Annotated in this window: 11 protein-coding genes and 3 pseudogenes; 7 read left to right on the plus strand and 7 right to left on the minus strand. The window is 51.1% G+C overall.

Annotated elements, in window-relative coordinates:
* Nucleotides 1-220 precede the first annotated feature (220 nt).
* The 3 genes from ACUU1I_RS15910 to ACUU1I_RS15920 all read right to left on the minus strand — a co-directional run bounded on the left by ACUU1I_RS15910 (nucleotide 221) and on the right by ACUU1I_RS15920 (nucleotide 2,413).
* Nucleotides 221-589: a hypothetical protein gene (locus ACUU1I_RS15910; RefSeq protein ID WP_000113584.1), complete on the minus strand. Its 369-nt coding sequence runs from the start codon at nucleotides 587-589 to the stop codon at nucleotides 221-223.
* 493 nt (nucleotides 590-1,082) lie between these two features.
* The gene (locus ACUU1I_RS15915; protein WP_005068164.1) at nucleotides 1,083-1,832 is read right to left on the minus strand and encodes a site-specific integrase; all 750 of its coding nucleotides are present in this window, start codon (nucleotides 1,830-1,832) and stop codon (nucleotides 1,083-1,085) included.
* Nucleotides 1,833-1,993: 161 nt separating this feature from the next.
* Entirely contained in the window at nucleotides 1,994-2,413 is a 420-nt protein-coding gene (locus ACUU1I_RS15920) for a hypothetical protein (RefSeq protein ID WP_252992197.1), read from the minus strand.
* A gap of 327 nt (nucleotides 2,414-2,740) precedes the next feature.
* Between ACUU1I_RS15920 and ACUU1I_RS15925 the strand changes: the two are divergent.
* The 6 genes and pseudogenes from ACUU1I_RS15925 to clcB all read left to right on the plus strand — a co-directional run.
* Nucleotides 2,741-3,332: pseudogene (locus ACUU1I_RS15925) on the plus strand (molybdopterin-dependent oxidoreductase); the annotation flags it as partial.
* A 2-nt stretch (nucleotides 3,333-3,334) separates the two neighbouring features.
* Nucleotides 3,335-5,611 (plus strand): annotated as a pseudogene (gene ynfF / locus ACUU1I_RS15930) (selenate/tellurate reductase subunit YnfF); the annotation flags it as partial.
* A 10-nt stretch (nucleotides 5,612-5,621) separates the two neighbouring features.
* Nucleotides 5,622-6,239, plus strand: a complete 618-nt coding sequence (gene ynfG / locus ACUU1I_RS15935) for a DMSO reductase like molybdoenzyme iron-sulfur subunit YnfG (protein WP_000213020.1) — start codon at nucleotides 5,622-5,624, stop codon at nucleotides 6,237-6,239.
* Between the two features lies 1 nt (nucleotide 6,240).
* The gene (gene ynfH, locus ACUU1I_RS15940) at nucleotides 6,241-7,095 is read left to right on the plus strand and encodes a selenate reductase membrane anchor subunit YnfH (RefSeq protein ID WP_000526473.1); all 855 of its coding nucleotides are present in this window, start codon (nucleotides 6,241-6,243) and stop codon (nucleotides 7,093-7,095) included.
* 42 nt (nucleotides 7,096-7,137) lie between these two features.
* Complete coding sequence (gene dmsD / locus ACUU1I_RS15945; RefSeq protein ID WP_000148710.1) at nucleotides 7,138-7,752, plus strand: Tat proofreading chaperone DmsD; 615 nt, start codon at nucleotides 7,138-7,140, stop codon at nucleotides 7,750-7,752.
* A gap of 158 nt (nucleotides 7,753-7,910) precedes the next feature.
* The gene (gene clcB / locus ACUU1I_RS15950) at nucleotides 7,911-9,203 is read left to right on the plus strand and encodes a voltage-gated ClC-type chloride channel ClcB (RefSeq protein ID WP_072039256.1); all 1,293 of its coding nucleotides are present in this window, start codon (nucleotides 7,911-7,913) and stop codon (nucleotides 9,201-9,203) included.
* Here the strand turns inward: clcB and bioD are convergent.
* The 3 genes from bioD to ACUU1I_RS15965 all read right to left on the minus strand — a co-directional run bounded on the left by bioD (nucleotide 9,156) and on the right by ACUU1I_RS15965 (nucleotide 12,224).
* Nucleotides 9,156-9,851, minus strand: coding sequence for a dethiobiotin synthase (bioD, locus tag ACUU1I_RS15955; RefSeq protein WP_000919226.1), 696 nt, complete (start codon nucleotides 9,849-9,851; stop codon nucleotides 9,156-9,158). The genes clcB and bioD overlap by 48 nt on opposite strands.
* Nucleotides 9,852-9,975: 124 nt before the next feature.
* A complete protein-coding gene (mlc, locus tag ACUU1I_RS15960) occupies nucleotides 9,976-11,196 on the minus strand; it encodes a sugar metabolism global transcriptional regulator Mlc (RefSeq protein WP_000225287.1) in 1,221 nt (406 codons plus the stop codon).
* 134 nt (nucleotides 11,197-11,330) lie between these two features.
* Nucleotides 11,331-12,224, minus strand: coding sequence for a LysR family transcriptional regulator (locus ACUU1I_RS15965; RefSeq protein WP_001019534.1), 894 nt, complete (start codon nucleotides 12,222-12,224; stop codon nucleotides 11,331-11,333).
* Between the two features lie 106 nt (nucleotides 12,225-12,330).
* On the opposite strand from ACUU1I_RS15965, the pseudogene ACUU1I_RS15970 reads away from it, so the two are divergent.
* Nucleotides 12,331-13,584 (plus strand): annotated as a pseudogene (locus ACUU1I_RS15970) (MFS transporter).
* A gap of 48 nt (nucleotides 13,585-13,632) precedes the next feature.
* Here ACUU1I_RS15970 and ACUU1I_RS15975 read toward each other — a convergent pair.
* On the minus strand, nucleotides 13,633-13,752 hold the full coding sequence (locus ACUU1I_RS15975; protein WP_001299090.1) for a KPN_01571 family protein: 120 nt from the start codon (nucleotides 13,750-13,752) through the stop codon (nucleotides 13,633-13,635).
* Between the last annotated feature and the right edge of the window lie 28 nt (nucleotides 13,753-13,780).

A 13,780-nucleotide genomic window follows, 5' to 3' on the forward strand; every position in this document is an offset into this window, starting at 1 on the left:
GACTTAAGCCAATGTAGTGAGTAGACGAGCTACTAACTGAGATGACTGAAGAACGCTAACGAGCTGGAGGTCGATACACGAGGTCTGACAGAGGCGGTCACATGCCTTGATTACTTAGGAGAGATACTTAATGTCGGTTGACCAGATGCTCGCATGTTCTGACGCATCAGACTCAGAGGCGGAGGCTGGTCTCCCTATAGTGATAGTTTAGGGTCCGTAATCATGAACCAGCTTTACTGGCGTGGTACTGGACGGATTTACTGGCGCTGACGACGGTAGCATAGACGTAGCGAGCGTAGCGAGTTGAAACCATAGGTTCACCCAAGGCAACACGCTTACGGCTCAGGGACTCCTGCACAGCGCTTACAGTTAATGTGTCGTGCGTTAGTAGTTGGGTCAGAATCAAGTATGGGCTGACAGGCTTGGTATTGCTTGCCATTGATTCGTTCAGGCGACCAGCACCAGTAAGGACATCATCCAGCCAACCACTCAGGTCGCCCTGACCATCGAATGACAGCAGGTCCCCGCAGTGCTGCTGCAAGTAGGCTTTGGTGAACGTGTTGTCGTGAGTTGCGATTGGTCGTGCCATAGAGTATCTCCTGTAGTTGAATTAGTTGGTTCCCCTATAGTGATAATCAAGTCCATCACTGGTGATGCATACAGTAGCGCGACAGGATGTGACTCACAGGCTGGACTGGATGTCACGGATTAAGGCGACCCTAGGAATTAAGGAAGTAAATATAAAGAGGGGGACCGGACGTGACTCACAGGTTGAACCAAATGTCAAGGACTAAAGACGCCTCAGGAATTAAGGAAGTATATATAAAGAGAGACCAGAGGCGACTCACAGTTAAACAGGAATGTCAAGAGGAGACCATAGGAATTTGGAGGGACTGGAGTTTAGGACGCAGTTTAAATAAGACCACAGACAGACTTAGAGTCGGACAGCCGAAGGCGGACCAGTGGGCCTATAGTCAGGAGGGATTATGATTATTATCACCCTCCCTAACTTCAGTCAGACTTCAGTGACCCAAGGTCTCAACCATCAAGCCGTATATGGTCTCCACCTTGGGTCTCCCTACTTAAAGTAAAGCTGTCTTAAGCACATCAGCCAGCCTACCCACAGCGTGTCCTTTCCCGTACAGGTCATACGTAATTGACTGACTGCTGTGACCTAAGATGCCTTGAGCGTCCACCAGATTGACTCCACGCTCTTTCATTCGGGTCGCCAGCCAATGTCTCAGACTGTGGAGAGAGACATCCTGAGAGTCTCCTAGGGCCTCAGTCAGGACCCTTGAGTTAAACCAGCTAGAGTAGGCGCTCGGAGTCATCCCGAAGAGAGGACCATCATCAGGCTGCATGTCTACCCATTTGAGGAAAGACTCAAGGTCGAACCCATGAACGCCATCGGTCAGCGGCACAAGTCGGACTGAATGCTTGTTCTTCACAGACTTACCGTCCCCATCTTCGTTTATATCGATACAGACCAGTCCATTGTCTAAGGTTACAATGTCACGTTTAGTCAGGTGGCAGACCTCAGCAGACCGAGCGCCAGTAACTACAGAAACCAGAGACGCCCATCTACGGGCCTCAGAGGTCGTGTGAGCCGTGTGTCGTGTGAACTGATACTCAGCCTCAACACGGACCAGAAGTCTCTCCAGCTCCTCGTCTGTGAACGCTCTGCGCTTGGAGTCGATATCCTTGGTCAGCTTCATCCGTTCAATAGGGTTGCGGCCCTCAAGTTGCCCATTCATCAGACCGTAATCAAGACACATCTTCGCCTTAGTCAGCAGCTTGTTAATCGTCGACGGTCTCACCTCAGAAGCCAGCATAGCGTCCCTGACAGCCAGCCACTCAGAGCGGGACATCAGGTCCATGTCTTCAGGTAAGAACCGAGAGACGGTATTCAGTGAGGACGACAGGTCCTTGTAGCTGGATGACTTCAGGGTCTGGGCCTTCTCAGCCAGCAGCGAGGACACTAGGCTTGAAAAAACTACAGATGGTTGGCGCTCCTGTGTGAAAACTGCTGGCTATCCCCCTGCTCATTCTTCAGAATTGACGTAGAGTCGCCTATAGTTGAGTAATCAGTATGGTTATTATCATCAATCAGCTTAATCAGACTAGAGGTATCACCAGTGTCTACCCTCTGCTGTGCTGCGGTCAGGACTTCAAGCGCTAACCTTATGCCCTTCTGCTGGTCCAGACTCAAGGCTTGCGTAGCGGCTAGCTCCCTCAGGTTGGACTTCTCGTCCACCAAAGTAGCGACCTCAAGTCCATTCCAGTAATCGTCACTAGCGTCTGTCAGGAACTGCTCAGCCATAGACCGGAGATGCTCTGTAAGCTCCTGTAGTGAGACTTCAGGCCTATCCAACATGAAGGCCTTAGCGGTGGCTGCAAGCTCTCTCTGACGCATTGTGGCTACTCTCCTGTCTGTGCTGCGGGTCGATACTGAAAGAAACGGTGTGGTCTGTCCCTTGAGTCTGAAGCGGATAGTATATCGACCGTTAGCTCTACGGACTAACTGTGGCGTAGCGAGCCTTGCGAGCAAGTGCGGGACTGCAAGGTCCTTGATTTGTGTCAGCCTTGTGTCAGGACTTGAGGTGTAGACTTGCTGATACAGATAGGGAGACCCAGAGAAAGAACTGGATGCATATACAGTATTATCATGGTTAATGTCAGTCATATCAGGACCTTAAGTAGCGTTGAGTCAACTACTTCAAGTCCATCCATCCGTCTGACAGTGGAGTCCATCTGGAACTACGCGGGAAATACCCTCGTTAATCAGCATTCTGACATCAACAAAACGCATGAAATTCTGCAGGACGAATCGAAATGCGAAATGATTGTGGTCATCGAAAACTTTATGACCTCATACGGCAAAATATGCCGACATTCTGCTGGCAGACCTGATGACCGTTGAGCAGGAAGATATTATTCCTAACGACTACGCCGGTAACATGGGATATCTCATTTTCCTCCAGCCAGTCACCAGCGAAAAATTCGAACGTAAACCGATTTACTGGATCCTGAGTGAAGTCGCGAAACGTCTTGGACCTGACGTCTATCAAAAGTTCACAGAAGGTCGCACGCAGGAACAATGGTTACAACATCTGTACGCCAAAATGCTTGCCAAAGATCCGGCGTTACCGTCTTACGACGAACTGAAAAAAATGGGTATCTATAAGCGTAAAGATCCCAATGGCCATTTTGTCGCCTACAAAGCATTTCGTGACGACCCCGAGGCAAATCCACTTAAAACGCCTTCCGGTAAGATTGAAATTTATTCCAGCAAGCTGGCGGAAATTGCCCGTACCTGGGAACTGGAAAAAGATGGGTAGAAGAGAAAACGGTCTGGAGTTCCTGCACCGTTAACTGCGGGAGCCGCTGTCTGCTACGTTTGCATGTGAAAGATGACACCGTGTACTGGGTGGAGTCTGATACGACAGGTGACGACGTTTACGGTAATCATCAGGTTCGGGCATGTTTACGCGGGCGCTCTATCCGCCGACGGATGAATCATCCTGACAGGTTGAAATATCCCATGAAGCGCGTCGGCGAGCGCGGTGAAGGTAAATTTGAACGGATAAGTTGGGACGAAGCCCTGGATACCATCAGTGATAATCTTCGGCGGATCCTGAAAGATTACGGCAATGAGGCTGTACATGTCCTGTACGGAACAGGCGTAGATGGCGGAAATATCACCAACTCGAACGTCCCGTACCGTCTGATGAACTCTTGCGGGGGTTTTCTCAGTCGCTATGGCAGCTACAGTACCGCACAGATCAGTGCCGCAATGAGTTATATGTTCGGTGCCAATGATGGCAACAGCCCGGATGATATCGCCAATACGAAACTGGTCGTTATGTTCGGAAATAACCCGGCAGAAACGCGGATGAGCGGCGGTGGTGTCACTTACTACGTCGAGCAAGCCCTCGAACGTTCAAACGCACGCATGATCGTCATCGATCCACGCTATAACGACACAGCTGCAGGGCGTGAAGATGAATGGCTGCCCATTCGCCCTGGCACCGATGGCGCACTGGCCTGTGCGATTGCCTGGGTACTGATTACTGAAAACATGGTCGATCAGCCATTTCTCGACAAATATTGTGTTGGTTACGATGAAAAAACGCTGCCCGCCAACGCACCACGTAACGCGCATTATAAAGCCTATATTCTGGGCGAAGGGCCTGACGGCATAGCTAAAACGCCGGAATGGGCAGCAAAAATCACCAGCATCCCGGCAGAAAAAATTATCCAGTTGGCACGAGAGATCGGTTCAGCAAAACCTGCTTATATTTGTCAGGGTTGGGGGCCACAACGACACTCCAACGGCGAACAAACGTCCCGCGCTATTGCCATGCTTTCCGTTCTTACCGGTAACGTCGGCATAAACGGCGGCAACTCAGGTGTACGCAAAGGTAGCTGGGATCTGGGGGTAGAATGGTTCCCGATGCTCGAGAATCCTGTTAAAACGCAGATTTCCGTTTTTACATGGACAGATGCCATCGACCATGGTACGAAAATGACCGCGACCCGTGATGGTGTTCGTGGAAAAGAAAAACTGGATGTCCCCATCAAGTTTTTATGGTGCTACGCCAGTAACACATTGATCAATCAACATGGCGACATCAATCACACCCATGAGGTGCTTCAGGATGACAGCAAGTGCGAGATGATTGTTGGCATTGACCACTTCATGACGGCCTCGGCTAAGTATTGCGATATCCTGTTGCCTGACCTGATGCCAACAGAGCAAGAAGACCTTATCTCTCATGAATCTGCAGGGAATATGGGCTATGTGATCCTCGCCCAACCCGCAACCTCAGCAAAATTTGAACGCAAACCCATCTACTGGATGCTGAGTGAAGTCGCCAAACGCTTAGGACCAGACGTTTATCAAACCTTTACTGAAGGTCGCAGTCAGCATGAATGGATCAAATATCTCCATGCGAAAACGAAGGAACGTAACCCTGAGATGCCCGACTACGAGGAGATGAAAACGACCGGGATCTTTAAGAAAAAATGCCCGGAAGAACACTACGTCGCTTTCCGCGCATTCCGTGAAGATCCACAGGCAAACCCGTTGAAAACACCTTCGGGGAAAATCGAAATTTATTCTGAACGACTGGCGAAGATTGCAGATACCTGGGAATTGAAAAAAGATGAAATTATTCATCCCATTCCTGCGTATACCTCAGGTTTTGATGGCTGGGACGCTCCCCTGCGGAAAACCTATCCACTGCAGTTAACGGGCTTCCACTACAAAGCGCGTACCCACTCCAGCTACGGCAATATTGATGTGTTACAGCAGGCCTGCCCACAAGAGGTGTGGATCAACCCCATTGATGCTCAGGCACGCGGTATCCGTCATGGCGATACCGTGCGGGTATTTAACAATAATGGAGAAATGCTGATTGCCGCAAAAGTGACTCCGCGTATTCTGCCTGGCGTTACCGCCATCGGGCAAGGTGCGTGGCTTAAAGCGGATATGTTTGGTGACCGGGTCGATCACGGCGGCAGTATCAATATTCTGACCTCTCACCGCCCTTCACCGCTAGCAAAGGGAAACCCGTCGCACAGCAATCTTGTCCAGATCGAAAAGGTTTAAGGAGTAGCCCATGACCACACAATATGGATTTTTTATCGATTCCAGCCGCTGTACTGGCTGTAAAACCTGCGAACTGGCGTGCAAAGATTTTAAAGATCTTGGCCCGGAAGTCAGTTTCCGCCGTATTTATGAATATGCTGGCGGCGACTGGCAGGAAGATAATGGCATCTGGCACCAGAACGTGTTCGCTTATTATCTCTCCATCTCCTGTAACCATTGCGATGACCCCGCATGTACAAAAGTCTGCCCCAGCGGCGCAATGCATAAGCGTGAAGATGGCTTTGTGGTGGTTGATGAAGATGTTTGTATCGGCTGCCGCTACTGCCACATGGCTTGTCCGTACGGCGCACCACAGTACAATGCTGAAAAAGGGCACATGACGAAGTGCGATGGTTGTTATTCGCGCGTCGCCGAGGGGAAACAACCCATATGCGTCGAATCCTGCCCGCTGCGTGCACTTGAGTTCGGTCCAATTGAAGAGCTGCGCCAGAAGCACGGTACTCTGGCTGCCGTCGCGCCACTGCCGCGCGCGCATTTCACAAAACCCAATATCGTTATCAAACCTAACGCCAACAGCCGCCCGACCGGCGATACCACTGGTTATCTGGCTAATCCGGAGGAAGTGTAAAATGGGAAATGGATGGCATGAATGGCCACTGGTTATCTTTACCGTATTGGGTCAATGCGTAGTAGGCGCGCTGATTGTTAGCGGAATTGGCTGGTTCGCCGCCAAAAATGACGCAGACCGTCAGCACATTGTTCGTGGCATGTTTTTCCTCTGGCTGTTGATGGGCATCGGGTTTATTGCCTCTGTCATGCACCTGGGATCGCCACTGCGAGCGTTTAACTCGCTGAATCGAATCGGAGCTTCTGGTCTGAGTAACGAGATTGCTGCCGGTTCCATATTTTTTGCCGTTGGCGGACTATGGTGGCTGGTGGCGGTCATCGGTAAAATGCCGCAAGCGTTGGGGAAACTCTGGTTACTTGTCAGCATGGCGCTCGGCGTCATTTTCGTCTGGATGATGACCTGCGTGTATCAAATCGACACCGTGCCAACCTGGCATAACGGTTACACTACGCTGGCTTTCTTCCTGACGGTATTGTTGAGCGGTCCAATACTTGCTGCCGCAATTCTGCGGGCAGCCCGCGTTACATTTAATACCACACCATTTGCCATCATTAGCGTTCTGGCGCTGATCGCTTGTGCCGAGGTGATTGTGCTGCAAGGTTTGTCTCTGGCGTCTATTCACTCATCCGTGCAACAAGCCAGCGCACTGGTACCAGATTACGCCTCCTTACAGGTCTGGCGTGTGGTATTGTTATGCGCAGGTCTTGGATGCTGGCTTTGTCCGCTCATTCGTCGCCGTGAACCTCACGTTGCCGGACTTGTTCTGGGGCTAATCCTCATACTTGTTGGTGAGATGATCGGGCGTGTGCTCTTTTATGGCCTGCACATGACAGTAGGAATGGCTATTGCAGGTTAACAAATTGGTGCGGGGCAACCCGCACATTTCAGGATGTTAGGAATGACCCATTTTTCACAGCAAGATAATTTTTCTGTCGCGGCGCGCGTGTTGGGAGCGCTGTTTTATTACGCTCCAGAGAGTGCGGAAGCCGCACCTCTGGTTGCGGTACTCACCAGTGACGGCTGGGAAACTCAGTGGCCTCTACCAGAAGCGTCATTAGCGCCGCTGGTGACGGCTTTTCAGACACAGTGTGAAGAGACTCACGCCCAGGCCTGGCAGCGTTTGTTTGTCGGCCCGTGGGCACTGCCGTCTCCGCCGTGGGGGTCGGTCTGGCTGGATCGCGAATCTGTGCTGTTTGGCGATTCAACATTGGCACTTCGTCAGTGGATGCGCGAGAAAGGCATTCAGTTTGAAATGAAGCAAAACGAACCGGAAGATCATTTTGGTTCACTGCTGTTGATGGCTGCGTGGTTGGCGGAGAATGGTCGCCAGACAGAATGCGAAGAATTGCTGGCATGGCACCTTTTTCCGTGGTCAACACGTTTTCTTGATGTTTTTATCGAAAAAGCAGAACACCCTTTCTACCGTGCACTGGGTGAACTGGCTCGCTTAACGCTGGCGCAATGGCAATCACAACTGTTGATTCCTGTCGCGGTTAAACCACTCTTTCGATAGGATCACCGTAATATTGCCGGATGGTGACGATTACGCGCGATTCGGCAATAATACGTTACAATGTCACGTTTTTTTATCTCTTAAAGCACGCACTGCTTTTGCGGTTGGCCTCTTTTGCCGCAAAATAGTCGCCCGTGTTTCATTGCCCATTTCTGCTCATGCATCATCTACACATCTATCCGGATCTGCGCACTATGTTCCGCCGTCTGCTTATCGCAACAGTCGTCGGTATTCTCGCTGTCTTTGCCGTTGCCGGGTTTCGTCATGCGATGCTGCTACTGGAGTGGTTGTTCCTCAATAATGACTCCGGCAGTCTGGTCAATGCAGCGACAAACCTTTCCCCCTGGCGACGGCTGCTAACTCCGGCGCTCGGCGGACTGGCGGCGGGTTTGTTGCTGATGGGCTGGCAGAAATTTACCCAACAACGCCCTCATGCGCCGACCGATTACATGGAAGCGTTGCAAACCGATGGACAGTTCGATTACGCAGCAAGCCTGGTTAAATCGCTTGCCTCGCTGCTGGTAGTAACCAGCGGCAGTGCAATTGGTCGCGAAGGTGCGATGATTCTTTTAGCTGCCCTTGCCGCCTCCTGTTTTGCCCAACGTTTTACGCCACGCCAGGAATGGAAATTATGGATCGCCTGTGGGGCCGCGGCGGGAATGGCTGCGGCCTATCGTGCCCCGCTTGCTGGCAGTTTATTTATAGCCGAAGTGCTGTTTGGCACTATGATGTTGGCCTCTCTCGGCCCGGTGATTATTTCCGCCGTCGTGGCATTGCTGGTTAGCAATCTGATTAATCATAGCGACGCGTTACTCTACAACGTACAACTCTCAGTGACGGTTCAGGCTCGTGACTATGCGCTGATTATCAGTACAGGTGTGCTGGCAGGTCTGTGCGGACCACTGTTGTTAACGTTAATGAACGCCTGTCATCGTGGATTTGTGAGTCTCAAACTTGCGCCGCCCTGGCAACTGGCACTAGGCGGGTTGATCGTGGGTCTGCTTTCCCTGTTCACACCTGCAGTGTGGGGCAACGGCTATAGCACCGTACAATCCTTTTTAACCGCCCCACCACTGTTAATGATCATTGCCGGGATCTTCCTTTGTAAACTGTGTGCCGTGCTGGCGAGTAGCGGTTCCGGCGCACCCGGTGGTGTCTTTACACCGACGCTATTTATCGGTCTTGCCATTGGCATGTTGTATGGTCGTAGCCTGGGATTATGGTTCCCTGATGGCGAAGAAATTACGCTTTTACTCGGATTGACCGGGATGGCGACACTGTTGGCGGCAACCACGCACGCGCCGATTATGTCGACGTTGATGATATGTGAAATGACCGGGGAGTATCAGCTACTCCCCGGTTTATTGATTGCCTGCGTAATTGCGTCGGTAATTTCGCGGACGTTACACCGTGACTCTATCTACCGCCAGCACACTGCGCAGCATAGCTAAGCGGATGTATTGCCCCAGTTCACGCTGTTCGGCGCGCGGCAGATAAGGCAGTTCACCAATGAGCGGTGCCGGAAGTTTTTTACCCAGCACATCAATGATTTCCGCATAATGCGCCAGTCCTGGGTTGATTCGGTTAGCCACCCAGCCAATGAGCGGCAGCCCGTCGTTGGCGATCGCCTGAGCTGTTAGCAGTGCATGGTTAATGCAACCTTCCTGAATACCGACAACCATCAACACCGGCAGTTGTTCCTGCACTACCCATTCAGAGAGTGGACGCAAATCATTCATCAGACTGCGCCAGCCGCCAGTCCCTTCTACCACGACATGATCGACTTTATCGGTCAGGTTTGCCAGGCCGTTTGAAATGAGGGTGTAATTGATTGGGCAACTGTGCGCCACGCTACTTTCTTCTTCGCTTAACGCGATAGGATTAACTGCTTCATAAGGCAGTTCGATGGTTGAAACACTCTGCAACACCAAGGCATCTTTATTACGCAGCCCTTCGGGTGTCTCTTTGCTCCCCTTCGCTACGGGTTTATATCCCGCAACCGTTTTTCCCTGGGAGGCTAACGCTTGTAGCAATGCGCGGGAAACCACCGTTTTCCCTACAGAAGTGTCTGTACCGGTAATAAAGAAACGCTTCAGCATCACTAACTCCACCGTTATGCTTCACAAATATAAACTAGGAAAATAATTAACCTTGAAAGTCTAAGTTATGCTTTCCTGGCCCAAATTGAGATAGCGCAAATTTTGGTAGAACAGTTAAAAAATGTTAACCCTGCAACAGACGAATCAACAAAGAACCGTTATACATCGCGTCTTTTACCAGTGCAGCGCCTGCCATCGTGCCCTGGTTAGAAAACTGAGTACTCTCAACGCTAATGTGCTGACTATACGCAGGAAGGGCCTGCTGACGGATGCTGTCTGAGATGACCGGGAAGAGGATATCTGCCGCTTTACTTAACGGTGAGCCAATCAGTATTTTTTGTGGGTTAAATAAATTCACCATGATGGCAAGAATGCGCCCTACATGCGCGCCCACCCCGATAATGATGTCTTTTGCCAGTAGATCGCCGCGCAATGCCGCCTGACACAATGAGTCCACGGTTAACGGTTGCCCATGTAACATCGAGCTCATGGATTGATTGAGACGCAGCTGTGCCAGCTCAAGAATACTGTCCACACTGGCGATGGTTTCGAGGCAGCCGTGGTTCCCGCAATAACAGCGTTTACCATATGGGTCGACCTGTGTGTGGCCTATTTCCACGAGACTACTGCTGCCTGCGTGTAGCAGATGACCATCGGTAATGACGCCCACCCCCACGTTGTGATCGATAACCACCTGAATCACATCGCGCGCCCCGCGTGAGGCACCAAACAAGGCCTCTGCCATCGTCCATGCGCTGATATCATGCTGAATATAAACCGGTACGCCGGTATGCTGCTCCAGCGCCTCGCCGAGCGGCATCTCTTTTACATCCTCGTAGAACGGCATGCGATGTACAATACCATTTTCCGTATCAATAATTCCCGGCAGGGTTATGGCAATCGAAGTTAGACGCTCAAGTTTTTTCTGGTGGCGGATAAAAAACTGATCGATATGGGAAATGATACGATCCAGCAATGGCAAGTCATCTTTTAACGCCAATTCCTGCGACTCTTCCACCACCAGTTTGCTGCTCAGATCGCGCAGAGCAAGGAAAATCTCCCCGCGACTAATGCGCAGAGAAAGATAGTGCCAGGCTTCAGTTTCAACCACCAGCCCCACCGCCGGACGGCCACGGTTCCCCGCTTCTTTGATTTCCAGCTCTCGCACCAGGTGTGCTTCGAGCATCTCACGGACAATTTTAGTGATACTGGCAGGAGCCAGCTGCGCCAGACGGGAAAGATCGATACGCGAGACTGGACCAAGCTGATCAATCAGGCGATAAACCGCGCCCGCGTTGGTCTGCTTTATTTGATCAATGTGCCCAGGCTGGTTTTCAGCAACCACCGCATACTCCCTATATTTTCGCGCTCCGAAATAATCTGTAGGCTATGGTGAAGCACTTCAATACGTGTCGTCAAATTTTTACTTAGGCATGTGATTAACAGCACATTTTTCGGGCTTTTTCGCTGAAATTTCCCTCACCTGAGAGCATTCAGCAGATGAATACGAAAGTTACGCGCAGCTGGACTTTGTTCATGATGTTTCGGCCAGACCAACCACATTTCAGAAACCGCATCCTCTTCAGCAATCGGCACCCAGCGCATTTCATTGAGCTGAACACGTTTAAATGACGCAGGCAAAATTGAAACACCCAGACCGGCGGAAACCAGACCGATGATGGTCATTGCCTCGCCCACCTCCTGAGTGATGACGGGCGTCAAATGGTAACGTCGCATCAGTCCGAGAATATCGTCATACAGCCCAGTCCCGACGTGCGGATCAAAAAAGACAAAGGGTTCTTTCGCCAGTTCAGCCAGTGTTACACTCGGATTATTTGCCAGGGGATGATCGTGCGGGATCATCGCCATAAGCGGTTCATGGACGATGACTGCGTGTTCAAGCGTCTCCGGTAACGCTGTGTTACGCAGCAATCCCATATCCAGCGTTCCTTCAATGAGCGGAGCGATTTGCTCGCGAGTGTTCATTTCGCGGGTTTGTAAATGGACATCAGGATAATCACGGCGAAACAGCGATAACGTATCGGACACCGCCCGAATAAAAGGAGCGGACGAAGTAAAACCAATACGCAACTCCCCCGCTTCACCCTGATGCAGTCTTTCAGCACGAGCGGCAGCGTCATCCACCATAGACAGGATTTGCCGACTATCTGCAAGAAACTGTTTTCCTGCTGCCGTCAGCAATACACTGCGATTAGTTCGTGCCAGCAGTCGGGCACCGATTTGTTGCTCCAGTGCCTGAATCTGCTGACTTAGCGGCGGTTGCGAAATATTCAGGCGGGCAGCCGCGCGCCCAAAATGCAGCTCTTCCGCAACAGCAACAAAGTAACGCAGATGACGAAGTTCAATATTCATATTTAAAACATCTTATTTGAGATTATTAATATATTAGACAGAACAATTCGATTTTCCTACCCTATGTATAAGCCTGATCCACAGGCATATTTAGCAAGGATTTCAAGTGAGCCGTACTACAACTGTTGATGGCGCTCCGGCAAGCGACACTGACAAGCAAAGCATTTCTCAGCCAAATCAATTTATTAAACGCGGTACGCCGCAATTTATGCGCGTCACCCTGGCGCTGTTCTCTGCCGGACTGGCAACCTTTGCACTTCTCTATTGTGTGCAGCCTATCCTTCCGGTGCTTTCGCAGGAGTTTGGCTTAACGCCCGCGAACAGTAGTATTTCACTGTCCATTTCCACGGCGATGTTGGCTATCGGTTTGCTATTTACTGGCCCGCTATCCGATGCCATTGGTCGCAAACCAGTGATGGTCACGGCGCTACTGTTGGCCTCCATTTGTACGTTACTTTCGACAATGATGACCAGCTGGCACGGCATTTTGATTATGCGCGCCTTGATTGGGCTTTCGTTAAGTGGCGTGGCAGCTGTTGGCATGACTTATCTTAGCGAGGAAATCCCCCCCAGTTTCGTGGCCTTTTTGATGGGGTTGTATATCAGCGGCAACTCAATTGGCGGCATGAGCGGACGCTTAATTAGTGGTGTCTTCACGGACTTTTTCAACTGGCGAATTGCTCTGGCGGCAATCGGTTGTTTCGCGCTGGCCTCGGCGTTGATGTTCTGGAAAATCCTCCCTGAATCACGCCATTTTTGCCCGACTTCGCTGCGCCCTAAGACGTTATTTATCAACTTTCGTCTGCACTGGCGTGACCGGGGATTACCGTTATTGTTCGCAGAAGGCTTTTTGCTGATGGGGTCGTTCGTCACGCTGTTTAATTACATCGGCTATCGGTTGATGCTTTCCCCCTAGCATGTCAGTCAGGCCGTGGTTGGCTTATTATCGCGGGCTTATTTGACCGGTACATGGAGCTCACCCAAAGCCGGAACCATGACCACCCGCTATGGGCGCGGTCCGGTGATGTTGTTTTCGACGGGAGTTATGCCGTTTGGTTTACTGATGACCTTATTTAGCTCGCTGTGGCTGATCTTTGCCGGAATGTTACTCTTCTCAGCCGGATTCTTCGCAGCCCACTCAGTAGCCAGCAGCTGGATCGGCCCCCGCGCAAAACGCGCTAAAGGCCAGGCCTCCTCGCTGTATCTGTTCAGTTACTATCTGGGGTCGAGTATTGCCGGGACGCTGGGTGGTGTTTTCTGGCATAACTATGGCTGGAACGGCGTCGGCGCATTTATTGCTCTGATGCTGGTCATTGCTCTGCTGGTCGGGGCGCGTTTGCATCGTCGTCTGCACGCCTGAAAAATAAGTCCGGACTGCGGTAAATACCCGTCCGGACTTATTGCCTGCTCAAACCAACGTTAATAGCCATCCTAAAATAGACGAAGCGCCAGCCAATTCCCGCAGCGCATCTAGCGTCATCAGGATTATAAGTACCCAAATAAACGGATTCATTTTGCTGTGTGTCATTTATTACTGATGCGCAGTTATTCTACCG

Source organism: Shigella sp. SIG3 (genome assembly GCF_053555855.1).

Coding starts and splice junctions, on each gene's coding strand:
- ACUU1I_RS15910 (WP_000113584.1), bottom strand. CDS start 589: ATGGCACGACCAATCGCAACTCACGACAACACGTTCACCAAAGCCTAC.
- ACUU1I_RS15915 (WP_005068164.1), bottom strand. CDS start 1,832: ATGCTGGCTTCTGAGGTGAGACCGTCGACGATTAACAAGCTGCTGACT.
- ACUU1I_RS15920 (WP_252992197.1), bottom strand. CDS start 2,413: ATGCGTCAGAGAGAGCTTGCAGCCACCGCTAAGGCCTTCATGTTGGAT.
- ynfG (WP_000213020.1), top strand. CDS start 5,622: ATGACCACACAATATGGATTTTTTATCGATTCCAGCCGCTGTACTGGC.
- ynfH (WP_000526473.1), top strand. CDS start 6,241: ATGGGAAATGGATGGCATGAATGGCCACTGGTTATCTTTACCGTATTG.
- dmsD (WP_000148710.1), top strand. CDS start 7,138: ATGACCCATTTTTCACAGCAAGATAATTTTTCTGTCGCGGCGCGCGTG.
- clcB (WP_072039256.1), top strand. CDS start 7,911: ATGCATCATCTACACATCTATCCGGATCTGCGCACTATGTTCCGCCGT.
- bioD (WP_000919226.1), bottom strand. CDS start 9,851: ATGCTGAAGCGTTTCTTTATTACCGGTACAGACACTTCTGTAGGGAAA.
- ACUU1I_RS15965 (WP_001019534.1), bottom strand. CDS start 12,224: ATGAATATTGAACTTCGTCATCTGCGTTACTTTGTTGCTGTTGCGGAA.
- ACUU1I_RS15975 (WP_001299090.1), bottom strand. CDS start 13,752: ATGACACACAGCAAAATGAATCCGTTTATTTGGGTACTTATAATCCTG.